The sequence below is a fragment of the Psychromonas sp. KJ10-10 genome (assembly GCF_047323245.1).
Taxonomy (GTDB): Bacteria; Pseudomonadota; Gammaproteobacteria; order Enterobacterales; family Psychromonadaceae; genus Psychromonas.
On record NZ_CP178826.1, the window covers coordinates 316,129 to 333,121 of the forward strand.

The 16,993-nt window shown below is 36.1% G+C and carries 16 protein-coding genes, 3 tRNA genes and 4 pseudogenes; 10 read left to right on the plus strand and 13 right to left on the minus strand.

Features of this window, described 5'->3' with window-relative positions; genetic code table 11:
• Positions 1-17: 17 nt before the first annotated feature.
• From ACLKMH_RS01810 to ACLKMH_RS01850, 9 genes are all read right to left on the minus strand, one after another.
• Positions 18-473: a hypothetical protein gene (locus ACLKMH_RS01810; RefSeq protein WP_413700645.1), complete on the minus strand. Its 456-nt coding sequence runs from the start codon at positions 471-473 to the stop codon at positions 18-20.
• Positions 474-1,154: 681 nt separating this feature from the next.
• Positions 1,155-2,414: a HipA domain-containing protein gene (locus tag ACLKMH_RS01815; protein ID WP_413700646.1), complete on the minus strand. Its 1,260-nt coding sequence runs from the start codon at positions 2,412-2,414 to the stop codon at positions 1,155-1,157.
• Positions 2,415-2,675: a transcriptional regulator gene (locus tag ACLKMH_RS01820; RefSeq protein WP_413700647.1), complete on the minus strand. Its 261-nt coding sequence runs from the start codon at positions 2,673-2,675 to the stop codon at positions 2,415-2,417.
• Positions 2,676-3,108: 433 nt separating this feature from the next.
• Positions 3,109-3,183, minus strand: a tRNA-Gly gene (locus tag ACLKMH_RS01825).
• Between the two features lie 78 nt (positions 3,184-3,261).
• Positions 3,262-3,344: transfer RNA gene (locus ACLKMH_RS01830), tRNA-Tyr, on the minus strand.
• 10 nt (positions 3,345-3,354) lie between these two features.
• Positions 3,355-3,430, minus strand: a tRNA-Thr gene (locus ACLKMH_RS01835).
• A 154-nt stretch (positions 3,431-3,584) separates the two neighbouring features.
• Positions 3,585-4,550 carry a bifunctional biotin--[acetyl-CoA-carboxylase] ligase/biotin operon repressor BirA gene (gene birA, locus ACLKMH_RS01840; RefSeq protein WP_413700648.1) on the minus strand — a complete coding sequence of 322 codons (966 nt, stop codon included), beginning with the start codon at positions 4,548-4,550 and terminating at the stop codon, positions 3,585-3,587.
• Positions 4,538-5,236 (minus strand): UDP-N-acetylmuramate dehydrogenase, encoded by a 699-nt coding sequence (gene murB / locus ACLKMH_RS01845; protein WP_413700649.1) that lies wholly within the window; start codon positions 5,234-5,236, stop codon positions 4,538-4,540. The genes birA and murB overlap by 13 nt, the downstream gene beginning before the upstream one ends.
• On the minus strand, positions 5,196-5,597 hold the full coding sequence (locus ACLKMH_RS01850; protein ID WP_413700650.1) for an FAD-binding protein: 402 nt from the start codon (positions 5,595-5,597) through the stop codon (positions 5,196-5,198). The genes murB and ACLKMH_RS01850 overlap by 41 nt, the downstream gene beginning before the upstream one ends.
• Before the next feature lie 108 nt (positions 5,598-5,705).
• On the opposite strand from ACLKMH_RS01850, the gene ACLKMH_RS01855 reads away from it, so the two are divergent.
• Complete coding sequence (locus ACLKMH_RS01855) at positions 5,706-6,128, plus strand: GNAT family N-acetyltransferase (RefSeq protein WP_413700651.1); 423 nt, start codon at positions 5,706-5,708, stop codon at positions 6,126-6,128.
• Here ACLKMH_RS01855 and msrB read toward each other — a convergent pair.
• Positions 6,108-6,563, minus strand: a complete 456-nt coding sequence (gene msrB / locus ACLKMH_RS01860; protein WP_413700652.1) for a peptide-methionine (R)-S-oxide reductase MsrB — start codon at positions 6,561-6,563, stop codon at positions 6,108-6,110. The two genes, ACLKMH_RS01855 and msrB, sit on opposite strands and share 21 nt — an antisense overlap.
• A 387-nt stretch (positions 6,564-6,950) precedes the next feature.
• Between msrB and leuA the strand changes: the two are divergent.
• The 3 genes and pseudogenes from leuA to ACLKMH_RS01875 all read left to right on the plus strand — a co-directional run bounded on the left by leuA (position 6,951) and on the right by ACLKMH_RS01875 (position 9,274).
• Positions 6,951-8,316, plus strand: a pseudogene (gene leuA / locus ACLKMH_RS01865) (2-isopropylmalate synthase).
• Entirely contained in the window at positions 8,291-8,512 is a 222-nt protein-coding gene (locus tag ACLKMH_RS01870; protein WP_413700653.1) for an alpha-isopropylmalate synthase regulatory domain-containing protein, read from the plus strand. The pseudogene leuA and the gene ACLKMH_RS01870 overlap by 26 nt, the downstream one beginning before the upstream one ends.
• Before the next feature lie 133 nt (positions 8,513-8,645).
• Positions 8,646-9,274: pseudogene (locus ACLKMH_RS01875) on the plus strand (MBL fold metallo-hydrolase).
• 46 nt (positions 9,275-9,320) lie between these two features.
• Here the strand turns inward: ACLKMH_RS01875 and ACLKMH_RS01880 are convergent.
• Positions 9,321-9,962: a DUF945 family protein gene (locus ACLKMH_RS01880; RefSeq protein ID WP_413700654.1), complete on the minus strand. Its 642-nt coding sequence runs from the start codon at positions 9,960-9,962 to the stop codon at positions 9,321-9,323.
• Positions 9,963-9,976: 14 nt separating this feature from the next.
• On the minus strand, positions 9,977-10,237 hold the full coding sequence (locus ACLKMH_RS01885; RefSeq protein WP_413700655.1) for a hypothetical protein: 261 nt from the start codon (positions 10,235-10,237) through the stop codon (positions 9,977-9,979).
• A gap of 592 nt (positions 10,238-10,829) precedes the next feature.
• On the opposite strand from ACLKMH_RS01885, the pseudogene cobO reads away from it, so the two are divergent.
• Positions 10,830-11,362 (plus strand): annotated as a pseudogene (gene cobO, locus ACLKMH_RS01890) (cob(I)yrinic acid a,c-diamide adenosyltransferase).
• Positions 11,363-11,504: 142 nt separating this feature from the next.
• Here the strand turns inward: cobO and prlC are convergent.
• Positions 11,505-13,559 (minus strand): annotated as a pseudogene (gene prlC, locus ACLKMH_RS01895) (oligopeptidase A).
• Between the two features lie 178 nt (positions 13,560-13,737).
• Between prlC and ACLKMH_RS01900 the strand changes: the two are divergent.
• The 5 genes from ACLKMH_RS01900 to ACLKMH_RS01920 all read left to right on the plus strand — a co-directional run bounded on the left by ACLKMH_RS01900 (position 13,738) and on the right by ACLKMH_RS01920 (position 16,734).
• Complete coding sequence (locus tag ACLKMH_RS01900; RefSeq protein WP_413700656.1) at positions 13,738-14,184, plus strand: hypothetical protein; 447 nt, start codon at positions 13,738-13,740, stop codon at positions 14,182-14,184.
• A complete protein-coding gene (locus tag ACLKMH_RS01905) occupies positions 14,153-15,088 on the plus strand; it encodes a PAS domain S-box protein (protein ID WP_413700657.1) in 936 nt (311 codons plus the stop codon). Before ACLKMH_RS01900 ends, ACLKMH_RS01905 begins: the two co-directional genes overlap by 32 nt.
• Before the next feature lie 192 nt (positions 15,089-15,280).
• Positions 15,281-15,706, plus strand: a complete 426-nt coding sequence (locus ACLKMH_RS01910; protein ID WP_413700658.1) for a sensor histidine kinase — start codon at positions 15,281-15,283, stop codon at positions 15,704-15,706.
• A gap of 253 nt (positions 15,707-15,959) precedes the next feature.
• Positions 15,960-16,475: a hypothetical protein gene (locus ACLKMH_RS01915; protein ID WP_413700659.1), complete on the plus strand. Its 516-nt coding sequence runs from the start codon at positions 15,960-15,962 to the stop codon at positions 16,473-16,475.
• The gene (locus ACLKMH_RS01920) at positions 16,459-16,734 is read left to right on the plus strand and encodes a hypothetical protein (protein ID WP_413700660.1); all 276 of its coding nucleotides are present in this window, start codon (positions 16,459-16,461) and stop codon (positions 16,732-16,734) included. Before ACLKMH_RS01915 ends, ACLKMH_RS01920 begins: the two co-directional genes overlap by 17 nt.
• The last annotated feature ends 259 nt before the right edge of the window (positions 16,735-16,993 follow it).

Genomic DNA, 16,993 nt, shown 5'->3' on the forward strand with positions numbered 1-16,993 from the left:
TTGCATTCATCAATGGATTAGGTAGTCGTTTGGTCATCAATGAAAACGTTGCTGTTTACATATCTGCCATGAATTGACGTTTTATTGGTCAATAAAGGTGACTGCCACCACCAAGTCTCTTGTAGTATTTGTTGCTCTGCTAAAGCAAAGCATTCAACAACAGCATGAAACTGATGATTAGTCTTCCTCCTTACCCAACTTAATTCGATGCCGTTTTTCTTTAAATAAAATGCCAACATCGAATTATAAAGGCTTGGTAATCTATACTGAGCAGATAAGATAGAATGAATGTTGGTGATTTTTAATCGCCGTTTTTCTTCAATTAAGCGCTGGTTGAAATAAGCGACACCTCTAGGCCATTTTCGTAATGAAGGATACTTAGCGTGTAATAGTTGTAATCGAGGAAACAATTTACGTAATAACAGTAAGTCGCTTATTGTTGCAATTAAATAGGTAAAGTTAATTTCTTCCATTGGCGCTCTATTCACTGTTTTTTCACAAAATTAACATGTAAATTTGAAGGTTTTATTTCACTTTATAAGCATTTTTATGACAGTGCTGTTATTTGCTTCTGTTGAGTGTGTTGGATATTGTCAACTTGTGTAACTAGGATGCCTAAAGGCTATAAAGTTAGCCCTAATCTAAATTTTAGACGCAACTAACCCGCATCCAGAAAATAAGCGTTTACGGAATGCTCGGTAGTGTTTCGCTTGCATTAAATGACTACCAAAACGAAACAGATTAATTATTTGAAGCTAGTGAATTTATTGATAAATAAAATTACTGAATAAATAAAGTTATTGAGTAGATTAAAACAGCCAAATAATTTTTTTAAAGTAGCGACGAGGAAATTAACAAGAAGAACGGAAAAATAGGCTTGGTCTACAAATGGGCGACTTTTGCTCCCCAAGTATTTTCAGCAGATGCCAGAAACTAAAAAATATATTTAAAACAAATAATTAAGGTTAAACCTTAAATGCCATTTAAAGCTTTTTGACCAAATTAAATGATCAAAATAGATTTTTTGGCCACCATTTGATCACATCAATTACAATATTTTTTACTTTAGAATTGCAAGCTTTCTAAGTTTTTATGATAAAAAAATTCAACTTTCTTATTGTGAAATCCGTCATAAAAACTGTGAATATGATTTTTTATTTCAACTTATTTACCATTTCAGAAATTAGCTTGTACCTAATTTCACGTAACATTCTTAACTCTCCAGCCTTATGCGGGATATCAGATAACCCTTCAACATGAAGAATCAACTTATCAGCTTTCGTTTCTATTTCATTTAATAATTTATCAAGTATTGTTAAACATAATTTCTGAGGTAAACCTAAGCCGTTGCCAAAAGTAAAAATATCCTCACGAGTTAATTCACCGAGTGTTTTAGCATTACCCATTGGTTGCGACAATTCAGCATTTAAATGTCCTCGACCTCCTTCGTATATGGCAGTACAAATCAAATCATACATTGGTGACAAAATAGCCCCTTGTGATCCAGCCAAACAAGAAAGATTCTTTAAATGAGCATCCGTATTACCTACAACAGCATTAAAAATTGCCCAATTAAATAAAGCTATTTTGGTCGCGCCTTTACCACGTAAAACTTCTGCAAATTGGTTTAACTGTTCTACATTACTTAACGCATATTTAACACTGCGACTTAGCCCCAAAGTCTGGCAGGCATCAAGCGCATGAACACGTTCTTGTCTAGGAAACAAGCCCTTTCTATCAAAACGTTCAATAACATAAACAGCAGCTGGAAAGTAATAAACGAACGTATTTGGGACATTGAGACCTAAAGATTTAGCCAAATTCATAACAAACCATTCATTTCTAACCGTCTGCCAATATAAATCTGGTGTAGAATGTTCAGGCTTTAATATGTGAGAGGAAGGTGTATTTCCAACTGGTTCATAGAACTTGTCATCATCAAGCACAACAAGCATTTTATGCTGCGCGCCCGCAATAGACATACGCTTACTTTGAGCATTATTAAGGGGAATATCAGGTAAACAGGCAATCCTTGAATTAAGCTCATCAAAAGTAAGTGGTGTTACTCGACCAGTTTCTGTATCAATCTCCTTAGACGACAAGGTAATAGCCCCAGCTGATTCAGCACCAACAATCATCAAAATACCGAATGAATCCGCTTCATTAACATTAATGTCTCTTGCTAATAAAGTCCTTGCTCCTTCTTCGGGTAGTAAGTTATCGAAAAACCATTGTATATGACGCTTGCTTGAACCATCGACTTGCAACTTGTCAGACAATGGGATATCAGCACAAAGTGCATAATTATTTGAACTGTCTAGCCATTCTTGAGCATATTGAAAAGACCAAATATCATTGCCTTCAAATAAAATACCAACTAATTCGGTATTAATATACAACTTAAGCTCTCGCATCTAATCAACCTTTATTTGTTTGATCTTATCTAAGAATTTATCTGTAATTCCAGGCGGTAAATCGACAGACAATTCGATTCCTAACTGCTCAAGTAGTTTTAAAACACGACCAATCTCGACTGTTTCTTTACCATTTTCAAATTGGCTCATAAACGTCAAACCATTACCCGACAACAAACCCGCGGTTGACTGATCCAGAGACTGCGACTGCCTGACAATTTTTGCTAGTTGACCTAGTTGTTTTAAATTTTCTATTTTCATATATTCACCTATGCGTTCGCATAAATATTAGCTTAAAAACAAAATAATTAAAACATATTTATTCGTTCGCATAAATATGTTCTTTAAAAATAAATGTCAGAACAAATTTATACGTACGCATAGATTTTATAAAAGATTTTCGATTAAAAGCTTAAAAGTTTGTCTTAATTTCTTAAATTATCAAAAACAACTTAAATACCGTTTTTATAATAGGGTCCGATATGGTCAACTTATCTACTTAAATCGATTAGTGTCGTTTAAATGAGAAAACAGAAGAATAAAAATTTATAGCGGTTAAGGGATATTTAACTTTATATGAGAAGAAAAACGCTTTGGACACCAAATGGGCACAGTTTGGTCACCGAGTAGTTTTTACAGAAGGCCAGAAACGAAAAAATCAACCGTAAGAGGTTGATTTAATTCAGATAAAACTTGGAGCGGGCGGCGGGAATCGAACCCGCATTATCAGCTTGGAAGGCTGGAGTAATAGCCATTATACGATGCCCGCATTAAGGTCATCTGAAAGCAAAAAACAACGCGCTTGCATTGTTAGTTACTTAGCTCACCGTGGCAAGTGAGTAGAATATGGTGGAGGGGGTGGATTCGAACCACCGAAGCTTTCGCGGCAGATTTACAATCTGCTCCCTTTGGCCACTCGGGAACCCCTCCTAGACTTAAATGGTGCCGACTACCGGAATCGAACTGGTGACCTACTGATTACAAGTCAGTTGCTCTACCGACTGAGCTAAGTCGGCGCCGTCTAAGTGGTGCGAATAATAGAGAACTTCTGGAAACCTTGCAAGCCTTTATTGTTCTTTATTTGAAAATTAACGTTTGTTTGCTTAAAAAAATCAAAGCGATTATTTTTTGGCTATTTTTCCATTTAAAATGGCAAACAAGCCAACTTACTCATGCTAAACGTAGTGAAACCTCACCACCAATAAAGGTTTCTATGTTGCCATCACACTCTAATAATAAGGCGCCATGTTCATCGATACCACGACAAATACCCGCTTTATTACTCTCCGCGAGTAAAACATTTACAGGATGGTTTAAAAAACAGTCTAGCTCAAACCACCTTGGTAAATGCGCTTTAAGACCATTTTTCTCATATTCAGGCAATAATGTCTGTAATTCAGAGATGATGTTTGCACTAAGTATATTACGATCTATTTTTTCTTCGCTTAAACTACTCAAATCAATCCAAGGCTGATCAATTAACTTAGCTTGCTCCGGTGGCATACGAACATTGATGCCAATGCCAATAACAGTATGACAAGCTTCATTTGCCTGTGCATTAAGCTCAATAAGAATACCCGCTAGTTTTTTACCTTGATAATAAAGATCATTTGGCCATTTTAATGAAACACCTTGAATACCCGTTTTCTCTAGTGCATTGACCGTTGCAATCCCCACCAGCAAACTTAAACCTGATAATTTTTCTATCCCTGATTCAAATCGCCAGTAATAGGAAAAATAAAGATGAGAAGCAAAGGGAGAGATCCATTTGCGCCCTCTTCGTCCTTTACCTGCCAATTGATACTCTGCAATACAGGTTTGACCATTTTTAAGATTAGGTATTTTGTCTAATAACCATTGATTGGTTGAATCTAAAATCTGCTCAACCTTAACATTCTTATGATTGCTTAAACGTTGGATTAGTTTTTCATCTAACAACTCAATGGGATTAGCGCTTTGATAACCGCGCCCAGGGACTTTGTATATATCCAATCCGATTTCTTGTAAGCCCTTAATGTAATTACTTACTGATGTTCGAGAGACACCTAATAATTCACCTATTTTCTCACCCGAATGAAACTGCCCATCGGCAAGAAGCTGTAATAAGGCATTTCCCTTCTTATTTAATTCAGACATTGTAAAACCTCTGCTAAGTTAGTTTCCCCTGAGGCACCGATAAAACGCACTTCATGTTCTAATTCGACATTAAATTGTGTTTTTACTGTATCTCGTACTAATGCGGCAAGCTTAATGATATCTAATGCACTTGCATCACCTAGGTTCACTAATACCAAAGCTTGCTGTTGATGCACGGTCGCGCCACCTACTTTTGTTCCCTTAAGCTTTGCTTGGTCTATCAACCAACCAGCGACTAGCTTTACAGTTTCATCCTGTTGCGGGTAATAAGGCATATTCGGGAATTCAGACAATAACTTATCTGCAAAATGTTTATTAACCACAGGATTTTTAAAGAAGCTACCCGCATTACCGAGTAAATCAGGATCTGGTAATTTCTCATTACGAAGATCACACACAGACTGATATATTTTTTTGGCGCTAAGGGGCTCTGCGTCATTTAATGTATTCAGCGCGCCATAACGATATTTAGGCGTCCACTTTTTACTTAAACGCATTGAGACTTGAGTAATTAGGGCGTTTTTGAAGGCGTCAGTTTTAAAGATACTATCGCGATAAGCAAATTGGCATTGCTCTGTAGTAAGTTGTTTTAGTTCACCAGTTTGCAAATCAATATATTCTACTGCCTCACAAACATCTTTGAATTCACAACCATAGGCACCGATATTTTGGACTGGCGCAAGCACCAACAACACCCGGAATCAATGCAAGATTCTCTAAACCATCAATATCTTTATTAATACAAGTAGTTACAAGCTCATGCCAATCTTCACCTGCTCCGACTTTTAATAAGTAGCTATCTGGAGATTCAATGACTTCAACACCTAATAATTCGACCTTAATAATTAATCCTGCAAAATCTTGGCAAAATAGAACATTACTACCACCACCCAGAATCAGAGTTGGTTTATCTTGTCTAATTGCTTCTTTTATATGTGCTAATAATTCAGGAAATTGGGATCGTGTCTTGAGGTGAAATAACTGTTCTGCTTTTGCTTCGATAGCAAAACTATTAAATGACTTGAGAGAGCAAGAATTTTCTATCATGATTGTGCCTTATAAAAATACAGCACATAGCTTATACCAAAATTATTAAACAGCCTAACCTCAACTGGCTGAAGATATTGATTCTGTTAAGAGATAATGAGAAACAAGATGCCAGTTTCAGATTGTGATTTTAATATACTAGAAAAAATAAAATACCCGCTTGTTAATCAGTTTTATAAACGTGTATATAAAAAGGGAATTGCAGACAAAAGTGAGGCTGTTTTTGTGCTTAAAAACAGCCAAGGCATCATTTGTAGCGCCAAACTAAAACAACTAGATAACCAGTTATTATTAACCGGCGTTGCCTGTGATCCTGAATATCAGCAACAAGGTCATGCAAGTAAATTAGTAACCACTTTACTTAATAAACAAAATCAAAAAATTTATTGTTTCCCCTATCCTCATCTTGAGCAATTCTATCTGCGTTTAGGTTTTACACCTTTGTTGCCAGATGATGCGCCTAGTATCATTCAACAACGGTTTTTACATTATCAACAACATCAAAAATTATTATTGATGGTCTTTAAATAGATACAATAAACCTTCATAGCCGGCTTCTGACATATCTTCGAGCGCAATAAATTTTAAAGACGCAGAATTAATACAGTAACGTAATCCACCATGTTCTTTTGGACCATCTTCAAAAACATGGCCAAGGTGAGAATCTGCATCTCGACTACGTACTTCTGTACGTGTGGCAAATAACTGATTATCAACTTTCTCTGTAATTTGCTCTTCTACCAAGGGTTTGGTAAAACTCGGCCAACCACAGTGAGAATCATATTTATCTAAGGAGCTAAATAACGCTTCACCAGAAACAATATCAACATAAATGCCAGGTTGTTTGTTATCCCAATAAACATTATTAAAAGCAGGCTCTGTCGCCTCTTCTTGTGTCACTGCATATTGTAATTCAGAAAGTTGCTGACGGAGAGTCTCCTGATCAGGCTTTTTATAATCTGCCATGTTTTTCCTGCTATGTGATACCAATAAACGAATATTGTTTATATTACGCATTTTTATTTAAAAATCCTACCTAGTGCGCTTTTGTATTACATTAAAAATATTAGGCGAATTGAAATCACCGCTTTTAAAATAAGCTAAGCTTAACTATCTTGATAATAAGAGCTTGACGCATTTACTAAAAAGCGTAACTATTCATCCACACTAATAATTTTGAGTTTAATTGATGATAATAGTTTCTACGCTTCTGCCAAAATACCTGCTGATGCTCATTGCATACGGGTGGAGCGTGTTTAATTAAATTCAATTAACACTCTAAAAACCCGCAAATAAAGCGGGTTTTTTTATACCTGAAAAATAAATTAACAGATTAATAAAGAGGGATGTTTTATGTCAGATCAAGTCATCATTTTCGACACAACTTTACGCGATGGTGAACAAGCACTTAGCGCTAGCCTAACTGTGAAAGAAAAACTACAGATCGCATTTGCTCTTGAACGTTTAGGTGTGGATGTCATGGAAGTTGGTTTCCCGATTTCATCACCTGGCGATTTTGAATCTGTACAAACCATTGCAAAAGAGATTAAAAACAGCCGAGTATGTGCCCTTTCTCGTGCATTAACCAAAGATATTGATGCAGCGACGAGAATCTTTAAAAGTGGCTGAAGCGTTTCGTATCCATACCTTTATTTCAACATCAACCATTCACGTTGAAAGCAAGTTAAAACGTTCTTTTGATGACGTATTAAATATGGCGGTTAAAGCGGTTAAATACGCTCGTAATCTAACCGATGATGTTGAATTCTCCTGTGAAGACGCCGGTCGCACGCCAATTGATAATCTCTGTCGCATGGTTGAAGAAGCCATCAAAGCGGGCGCGCGTACTATTAATATTCCCGATACTGTGGGTTACACAGTTCCAAGTGAATTTGGTGGCATTATTAAAACACTTTTTGATCGTGTTCCGAATATTGACCAAGCAGTGATTTCTGTACACTGTCATGATGATTTAGGCATGTCGGTTGCGAACTCCATTACTGCTGTTGAAAATGGCGCTCGTCAAATTGAATGTACCATGAATGGGATTGGCGAACGCGCTGGTAATTGTTCTTTAGAAGAAGTGGCCATGATTTTAGCGACTCGTAAAGCAAAATTAGGCTTTAGCACTAATATCAAGGCAACTGAAATATCACGAACAAGCCAATTAGTCAGTCAGGTTTGTAATATGCCTATTCAATCGAATAAAGCGATTGTTGGTGCTAATGCCTTTTCACACTCATCGGGTATCCACCAAGATGGCGTTTTAAAATCACAAAATACCTATGAGATCATGACCCCTGAAAGTGTCGGCCTATTAACCAATAAATTGAATTTGACCTCACGTTCTGGCCGACATGTTATTCAACATCGCATGCAAGAACTAGGTTATCGCGATGAAGATTACGATATGGAAGAGTTATATAGTGACTTCCTTGAATTAGCCGATAAAAAAGGGCAAGTATTTGATTACGATTTAGAAGCTATGTTGTTCTTTAGCCAAATTCATAGCGAACCTGAATATTATAAATTGAACAGTATTAATGTTATGTCTGGTTCAGGTGTTGTGGCAACAGCAACCGTTAGTCTTCAGATGGGAGATAAAAAAGCGGTGGTCGAAGCGGCAACGGGTAATGGGCCAATTGATGCTCGCTTACCAATGTTTATTACGCCTTTCTGGTTTGGATATTACCATGGAGTCTTACAAAATCAGTGGTAAAGGTAAAGGCAAAGATGCGCTTGGCCAAGTTGATATTGTTGCGTTATATCAAGGCCAAAAATTCCATGGTATTGGTTTATCAACGGATATTATCGAATCTTCTGCTTTAGCCCTAGTGCATGTAATGAATCACATTAATCTTTCAAAAGAAGTGGCGCAGAAAAAGAAACAACACTTAAAAACAGCGCAGGTATAAAACAACTGCTTTTGTTGTTGGTCATTTTATCACGCTTAAAATCATGCTAACTTATGTTGTAATATGAAATAAAGATAATACCCAAAGAACACCAAAAGGTTACTTTGGGTATTTAAAGAAGAAGAGAAAAATAATGAAAATTATTGTCATTCCTGTTACGCCCTATGAGCAAAACTGTAGCTTAATCATCTGCGAAGAAACACAAAAAGCGACCATTGTTGACCCGGGTGGTGATACTGGGCATATCCTTGATATCGTCAAAAAACACAATGTGACTGTTGAGAAAGTATTATTAACACATGGTCACCTTGACCATGTCGGTGGCACTGAAATTATTGCCGAGACACTAAATGTACCTATCATAGGCCCAGAAAAGGAAGATCTTTTTGGCTTGAACAATTAGAAGCACAGAGCCAACGTTTTGGTTTCCCTCTTCATACTAGCTTCACACCAACGGCTTGGTTAGAAGAAGGTGAGATTGTTGAAGTGGGTAATATTAAACTGAAGGTATTACATATTCCAGGCCATACACCTGGACATGTTGCTTTATTAGATGAAAAAAGTAATCAAGTGATTGTTGGCGATATTCTATTTAATGGGGGTATTGGACGCTCTGATTTCCCACGTGGTAATGCAATCCAACTAATAACTGGCATTAAACAAAAGTTGTTAACCTTAGTCGCAGAAACTGTTGTTTACCCTGGTCATGGGCCAACAACAACCATCGGAAAAGAAAAGGTAAGTAATCCTTTCCTAAGATAGAATAATGGTTCACTAAACAGTGAACCACAACTTCAAACTACACCATTTATAAAGGCACGATACGCCCATTAACGGTTAATTCCCCCTGCTGAAAGCTGGTTTGTAAATTAAGCGTTTCTTCTTTTACCTCTAAAAATCCCGTCATAACACCTAGTTGTAAAGGGTCTGCCACTAATGGCTCCTCTAATAAACTAATAGGTAAGATTAACCTTGCATCACCACTCATATAATCAAATAAAACATAAGGATTCATAATAATATTCACTAGTGGCGCACCCTTATCGAGTACCAAATCTAATTGCCCATCCACTTCACCCCAAGGAGTTTGTGAACGCAGGGTTGATAGCGATAATTGAGCACCATAGCCAACTAGTTCTATCAATGCCTGTTGAATGATTTGAGCATCATTAGAGCCAGCATTAATTAACTCAAAAGCTGGCTGATATAAACCTGTTAGTGCTAGTTTTATATGGTTATTCGTAAAACGTTGTATTTCACCATTATCAACCTGATAGCTATCAATAGTGAGATCATTTAAGGTATCTAAGGTCTCAGCCTTTTCACCTTGTTGACTGTGGCCAATTAATTTTATCCCCTCAACTAATGAATGCCTGTTTGTTTCTTTAACATCTATTGCATTAATTTTAAGCTGATAATCATAATCGCTCTGTGTTGTTAATGTGCTCAAATGAGAGGTTAAACTTAAGCCTTGTAAATAAATAGAGGTATCAAAAGTGCTAACAGTTCCCCTGCCCAATTAAGATCTAAATCTGCCTGTTTACTTTTTAAATCTATTTGATAATTAAGTACTAAAGGCTGGTTAGACCAACGCTCTGATTCGCTTTCATACTTTCCAGCTTGTACCCTTAGTTGGCCAGATAGTTGCGAGAATAGATTTATTTTCTCAACTGAGGTTATCCATTGCTCACGTCCAAAATACAATGTGGCTTTTTCAGCTAACACCTCATCCACCAGCTGGATTTCGCTTTTAAGAACCGCTTGATATGGGTAATGTTTAATTTTGGTAGAGACTTTGAAGACAATGGGAGACGCATCATCTATTTTTACTTGAACCTCAGTAATCGCTATTGAAGAAAAAATCCACGCTGATAACTGATCAACTCAACACTGGCATCTTGGTGGTCAATTTCATCAAGTGCCATTTTTATTTGCTTTTCGCTTAGATCAGCCACAAAAAAGGTCATTGATAAACACACAACAGACAAGATCAAAAAGGAAAAAAGAGTTTTTTCATGTAAAGGTTCCAGTATTCAGACTTAAAATGTCACAGTATTGCTTCATTATTTAATTAAATCATTGTAGATTATAACAACGGCATCACATAATCGTTTAATTATCTTATACCCAGCATGATTGGTTATCTAACTTTATTGATCCCAAAGTCATATACTTTCGTAAACCTATACGAAAATCATCTTTTAAAATCTGCTTAATGCAGATTTTTTCTTTAGTAGGAATATCCATATGAACAACACCAGTGACGAAAAACATTTAAAAAAAATGAAAGCAATAAAAGAAAAGCAAGATCAAAAAATTGCAAGCGACTGACATCGAGCGTGGCGTTTCTATTCTTTTAGCTGGCCCAGGCAAAGGGAAAAGCAGTTCTGCATTTGGTATGCTAGCTCGCTCTCTTGGACATGGCCATAAGGTTGCGGTCGTGCAATTCTTAAAAGGCGCGATGTCTACAGGAGAAGAACGTTTTTTTGCCACTCAAGAAAATGTTGACTGGTTTGCTATGGGGGATGGTTTTACCTGGGAAACTCAAAATAAAGAACAAGATATTCGTAGCGCAGAAGCTGCTTGGAAAAAGCAGAAGAACTATTAGCTGACGAAAATTATAACCTAGTTATTCTAGATGAAATCACTTATATGTTTAAATATCAATACCTTGATATTCAACCAACCTTAGACGCATTAAAAAATCGTCCTGCTAATATGAATGTTGTATTAACAGGCCGAGGACCAAAACAAGAACTGATCGATGCCGTTGATACCTACAGTATGATTTTAAATGAAAAACACGCATTTAAAGCAGGCGTAAAAGCACAAGCAGGGATTGAATGGTAAAAATAGCTATAAGCTGTAATGCTGTAATGCTGTAATGCTGTAATGCTGTAATGCTGTAATGCTGTAATGCTAGAAAGTACATAAAGAATAAGCCACATCTTCAAGTCTTCTAGCATTTCAGCCTTCAGCTCTTTGTCTCGCGTTATTTAATGCCTGAATGGCGAAGCAAAGCATCCGTATTAGGCTCTCTTCCCATAAACTCTTTAAACAAGTTCATCGGGGTATCACTTCCCCCTCTTTCTAAAATCGCTTGTAAAAAGGCTTTACCTGTTTCTAAATTAAAAATACCTTCCTCTTCAAAACGCGAAAAGGCATCTGCCGATAATACTTCAGCCCATTTATAACTGTAGTATCCAGTCGCATATCCGCCTGCAAAAATATGGCTAAAGCTATGCTGAAAACGGTTAAAATCTGGTGGCGTAATCACTGCAACTTTATCACGAATATCGGCCAAAATAGTTTCTGCTTGACCTGTTTTTCCAGCACTGTATTGATGGTGTAAAACAAAATCAAACAATGAAAACTCTAACTGTCGAACCATCATTAATGCACTGTTATAGTTTTTAGTTGCAAGCATTTTTTCAAGTAACTCAGCGGGTAAGGTTTCACCCGTTTCAACATGACCAGAAATTAGTGCAAGCGCTTCAGGTTCCCAACACCAATTTTCTAAAAATTGACTTGGTAATTCAACCGCGTCCCAAGGCACACCATGGATACCAGATACTGATGAAGACTCAATTTTAGTTAACATATGATGAATACCATGACCAAATTCATGGAACAAAGTAACCACTTCATTATGAGTAAACAAAGCGGGTGCATCACCGACAGGTTTATTAAAATTACAAGTTAGATAAGCAACAGGAAGTTGTAATGAACCATCGACTTTACGACGACGAACTACGGCTTCCATTCATCCAGGCTCCACCACGTTTAAACTCACGAGCATATAAATCAAGATAAAAGCTACCTAAATGCACATCATTTTGATCATAAATATCAAAGAAACGCACATCTTTATGCCAGGTACTAACATCAGATCGCTCTTTAATTACAATTCCAAATAGACGATTAACAACGGAAAATAAACCATCTACTACTTTAGGCGCTGGAAAATAAGGGCGTAATACTTCATCAGAAATAGTATAGCGTTGTTGTTTTAATAACTCCGAGTAATAGCTTAAATCCCATGCTTGTAATTCATCTAAGCCATCCATTTCCTTGGCAAAGGCAAGCACTTGGTCACGCTCTTCGATAGCTTGTGGGTGTGATTTTTCAGCAAGGTCAGTTAAAAAATTAATCACTTGTTCTGGCGTCTCTGCCATTTTAGTCGCCAAGCTATATTCTGCATAATTATTAAAATCTAATAATTGTGATACTTCATGACGTAATGCTAACAGTTTTTCAATAATTTCTGAGTTATCAAACTCGCCTGCATTAGGGCCTTGATCCGATGCTCGCGTGCTAAAAGCGGTATAAACTTCTTTACGAAGTTCACGGTTTTGAGCATAGGTAATAATAGGAAAATAACTTGGAAATTCTAAGGTTAACAAATAACCTTGTTGCTGTTTTTCCTCAGCGTACCTGTTTAGCAGGCAAGAATCGCACTTTCAGGTAGTCCAGCTAAGTCATTTACATCTGTAATTAATTTGCTCCAAGCTAATGTTGCATCCATTACATGATTACTAAATTGTGATTGTAACGAAGAAAGTCGCGACTGTATTTCACCGTAACGTTTTTTCTTGTCATCATCTAATGCAATACCTGCAAGTTTAAAATCCTGTAGTGCATCCGTTATCACTTTTTGTTGTTCAGATTTTAGTTTATTAAATTCATCACCTTCTTTAATACTTACATAGGCTTGATATAAACCTTGGTGTTGACCAACATAAGTGCTGTATTCAGAAAAAAGCGGTAAACAGGCATCATGTGCTTCACGTAAAGCATCATTACTTACCACTGAGTTCATATGTGAAATTGGTGACCACAGTTTACTTAGCAGATCATCTGCTTCATCTAATACATTTACAAAGTTATCCCAACTAAAAACGCTGAGATCCTTTAATAATGTTTCAATCAACTCTCGGTTATAGTTAATGCTTTCCGTCACACTCGGCACAATTTGTTCAACATCAATATCATTAAAAATAGGTAAGTCATTGTTTTGCGTTAATACTGTATTTTCAACTTCATTCATAATAAAAATCTTCTTAATTGGATAAATAATTAATAAAAAACCTAGCTTACGCTATCATTGAATGAAGTGTAAAAATATCTTATTAAAAAATTGCTCTTGATTTACTTTTTTAATGCATAAATCAGAGTAATAAATCGATAAATTTCTATGTTAATTTATTCTTTAGTGGGTTTATTCAATGAAAGTAAAAAATACCTTTTCACTAATAAAGACCTTAAAATCGAAAAATAGTCTTTCTACGCGGCTACTTTCTTATATTTTATTATGCAGTACAGCACTTGCATTAATTATTACCTGTATCCAACTAGTTTGGGATTACAAGCAAGATGTGGGAAAAATTGAAGCTAGTATTAATCAAATTGAATCGAGTTTTTTACAGCCTATGGCGACAAGTCTCTGGAATTTAGACGAAGAACAAATTCAAATTCAAATAGAGGGGATAATGAACCTCTCGGATATGCAGTACGTGCTTATTCATGAAGTATTAGGTAACTCTGAGGTACCTTTAATTGAACAGGGTGTTTTCAAAGAAAAGTTTGATATAAGCAAAAAATTTAATTTAACCTACCAAGGGGAAATTGTCGGTACCTTATTTGTCGCGACTGTCCTTAGAGGAGGTTTATAATAGATTAATTGAAAAGTCGGTATTTATCCTGATAAGCCAAACCATTAAAACCATGGTCGTGTCTGCCTGTATTTTATTTATTATCTATTACATGGTCATTCGTCACATCAATAAAATTGCTATTTATACTCGGCAAATAAAATTCAATAACTATGAACAAGACCTGATCCTTGATGGACAAGAATCAAGAGAAAAAAATGAACTGGATGAATTAGTTTATTTGTATAACAAAATGCAAAAACGTATTTTGGACGAATTAACTGATAAAGAAACCGCCATTCAAGAATTACAACAAGAGCGTGATTTCTCTGCCACAATTATTAACTCTTCAAGTACTATTATCTGTTGTTTAGATAGAGACTTTAAAGTCGAAACAATTAACCCTGTCGCTGTCATTATAACTGGCTATAGCCAAGAAGAACTGAGCTCAAAAAACTGGCTTGATATTTTTGTATTGCCAGACCGTCGTGCCGAATTGTTAGGAAAACTTGTTCAAAATGAGGCAATTAATAGTATTGAAATTGAAATGCATGACCAAATGGGGGAAACAAATACGTTATTGTGGACTTTTTCTTCTTTTTACGATGGTATGAAACTTAAATATTTAATTGGCTTTGGTCACGATATTACCCCGCAAAAGAAAATTGAACAGGAAATAACACAACTCAATGATCAACTTGAAGAAAAAGTAAATATTCGTACAGCGACCTTAACAGATAGCAACCAACAAATTACGCAAACATTAGAGCAATTAAAACGTACTCAACAAACTCTCGTTGAATCTGAAAAAATGGCCTCTCTAGGTGGGCTTGTTGCCGGTGTTGCTCATGAAATTAATACCCCGATCGGTATTAGTGTTACTGCAAGCATCTTTCCTGCAGGAAGAAATTACCCATTTAAATGAAAAATTAAGTAACAATACCTTATCACGTAGTTACGTCGAGGGATTAATCGAACGCCTGGGAGAATCTGGTCAGCTTATTAAATAATAATTTAAAACGAGCGTGCAGATCTGATCAGTAGCTTTAAACAAGTCGCAGTTGATCAATCTAGTGAAGCTTGTTATTCCTTTAAATTAGAAGAAAATGTTCATCAGGTGGTAACTTCCTTAAAACACAAGCTTAAACAATCTCGCTGTAAAATATTTATAGATTGCCCTGAAGATTTATCTATTTATAGTTTTCCTGGCAGTTTTGCACAAATCTATTCCAACCTGATCCTAAACTCAATCATTCACGGATTTGAAGAATGGGATGGTAAACGTGAGATTTATATTGATATTGAGTTACAGGATCAGACCTTAATAATTGATTACCGGGATACAGGTAAAGGCATTCCCGCAAATATTTCAGAAAGAATCTTTGAACCTTTTGTGACATCAAAACGTGGTTCTGGTGGCAGTGGATTAGGTACTCATATTGTTTATAATATTGTTAACCAACTATTTAAAGGTGATATTCAATATATTCCAAGTACCTCTGGTGTGCACTTTAAACTCAGTATTCCCTATAAAAATGCTTAAATTGACAATTTCCATGTTAGCTTTTTTATAAAAACTAGATTAAACTTAATAGACGATAAATTGACCTAAAATAATTTATCTGTTAGAAAATTGATGCTTTTAGGCTTGATTTTTTGAAAAATTACGGCAAAAAGGTGAGCATCTAGGCAATAATCAGGGTTGTAATTAGGCATTAAATTGTATATATAGAGAATTACTAAAATAAGTAATGACTTAAATATTATTTAATTAAATTAAAAAAAGGAAATTTAACGTGAAATATAAAATTCTATCTGCAGTCATTGCTACTGCACTATTAAATGGTTGTGGCGGTTCAGATCCTTCAACTACTGTACAAGCATACGACCCAGCTGTTGCAAATATGTCTACTTCATATGTATGTGCTGATGGTTCTATGGGTGATGCAGGCTTAACTGATGGTTACGGTAACGCAACAATTACTAATAATACATTTGCTACAAATACTTCAACATGTGAACTTACTTTTGTAGGCGGTGCTGACGCTATTGATATGTCAAATGGTAAAAGTATGGCTGGTGTTACTTATAACGTACCTCGCGGTATGGCCGTAAATGGCCAAAAAGTAGCAGGCTCTCCAACTTCTACATTACTTTACAAAATCTTAGGTGGTGCTGATTATGATGAAACAACAGCTACACAACTACTAACTGATTTAGGTTTAGGTGACTTATTAAATGATGGTGTTAGCCTTTCTGAATTGTTCCTTGATCCAGAATTAGCGAGCAACAAAAATGAGCGCAACAAATAAATCTAAACTATTAGCAACAACAGCAGTTCTAAGTGATGTACTTAAGAATGCTGGTACTGCAACTGCAACTGAATTAACGTTAGCGACAAAAGCAATCGCTGATGAAACTATTGCGACTTACCCTAACTACCCAGCAGATTCGTCTGGTACAAATATCTTCTTAGAAATTCCTGCAACAACAGTTGCAGCGGCAGTTTCTGATCCTACAGCGACGAGTTACTCTACCCACTCCTGTAGTGGCAGTAGTACAAGACCCTGATGATGTAGATACAGCAACTCCTGTTACTGGTGCAACTGGTGCGACTGGCGCAACAGGCGCTTCTGGTAGCACAGGTATTTAATCTACCAATTGTAATTGATAAGGCACTTTATTAAGTGCCTTTTTTTCTTTTTTATTGCTGAGTTATTGCTATGTATGCTTCTAAACTAATTTTTCCGACCATCATTTGTTGTTCTTTGTTGTCGCCATTACAAGCAGAAAACATAGATAACCTTTTATCTTCACAAAGTTTTACGGG

Bases quoted from the DNA above. Each gene is read 5' to 3' on its own strand.
- ACLKMH_RS01820 (WP_413700647.1), bottom strand. From the start codon at position 2,675: ATGAAAATAGAAAATTTAAAACAACTAGGTCAACTAGCAAAAATTGTC.
- ACLKMH_RS01855 (WP_413700651.1), top strand. From the start codon at position 5,706: ATGCCAGTTTCAGATTGTGATTTTAATATACTAGAAAAAATAAAATAC.
- ACLKMH_RS01900 (WP_413700656.1), top strand. From the start codon at position 13,738: ATGAAAGTAAAAAATACCTTTTCACTAATAAAGACCTTAAAATCGAAA.
- ACLKMH_RS01920 (WP_413700660.1), top strand. From the start codon at position 16,459: ATGAGCGCAACAAATAAATCTAAACTATTAGCAACAACAGCAGTTCTA.
- ACLKMH_RS01815 (WP_413700646.1), bottom strand. From the start codon at position 2,414: ATGCGAGAGCTTAAGTTGTATATTAATACCGAATTAGTTGGTATTTTA.
- msrB (WP_413700652.1), bottom strand. From the start codon at position 6,563: ATGGCAGATTATAAAAAGCCTGATCAGGAGACTCTCCGTCAGCAACTT.
- ACLKMH_RS01810 (WP_413700645.1), bottom strand. From the start codon at position 473: ATGGAAGAAATTAACTTTACCTATTTAATTGCAACAATAAGCGACTTA.
- ACLKMH_RS01850 (WP_413700650.1), bottom strand. From the start codon at position 5,597: ATGATAGAAAATTCTTGCTCTCTCAAGTCATTTAATAGTTTTGCTATC.
- ACLKMH_RS01870 (WP_413700653.1), top strand. From the start codon at position 8,291: ATGGAGTCTTACAAAATCAGTGGTAAAGGTAAAGGCAAAGATGCGCTT.
- birA (WP_413700648.1), bottom strand. From the start codon at position 4,550: ATGTCTGAATTAAATAAGAAGGGAAATGCCTTATTACAGCTTCTTGCC.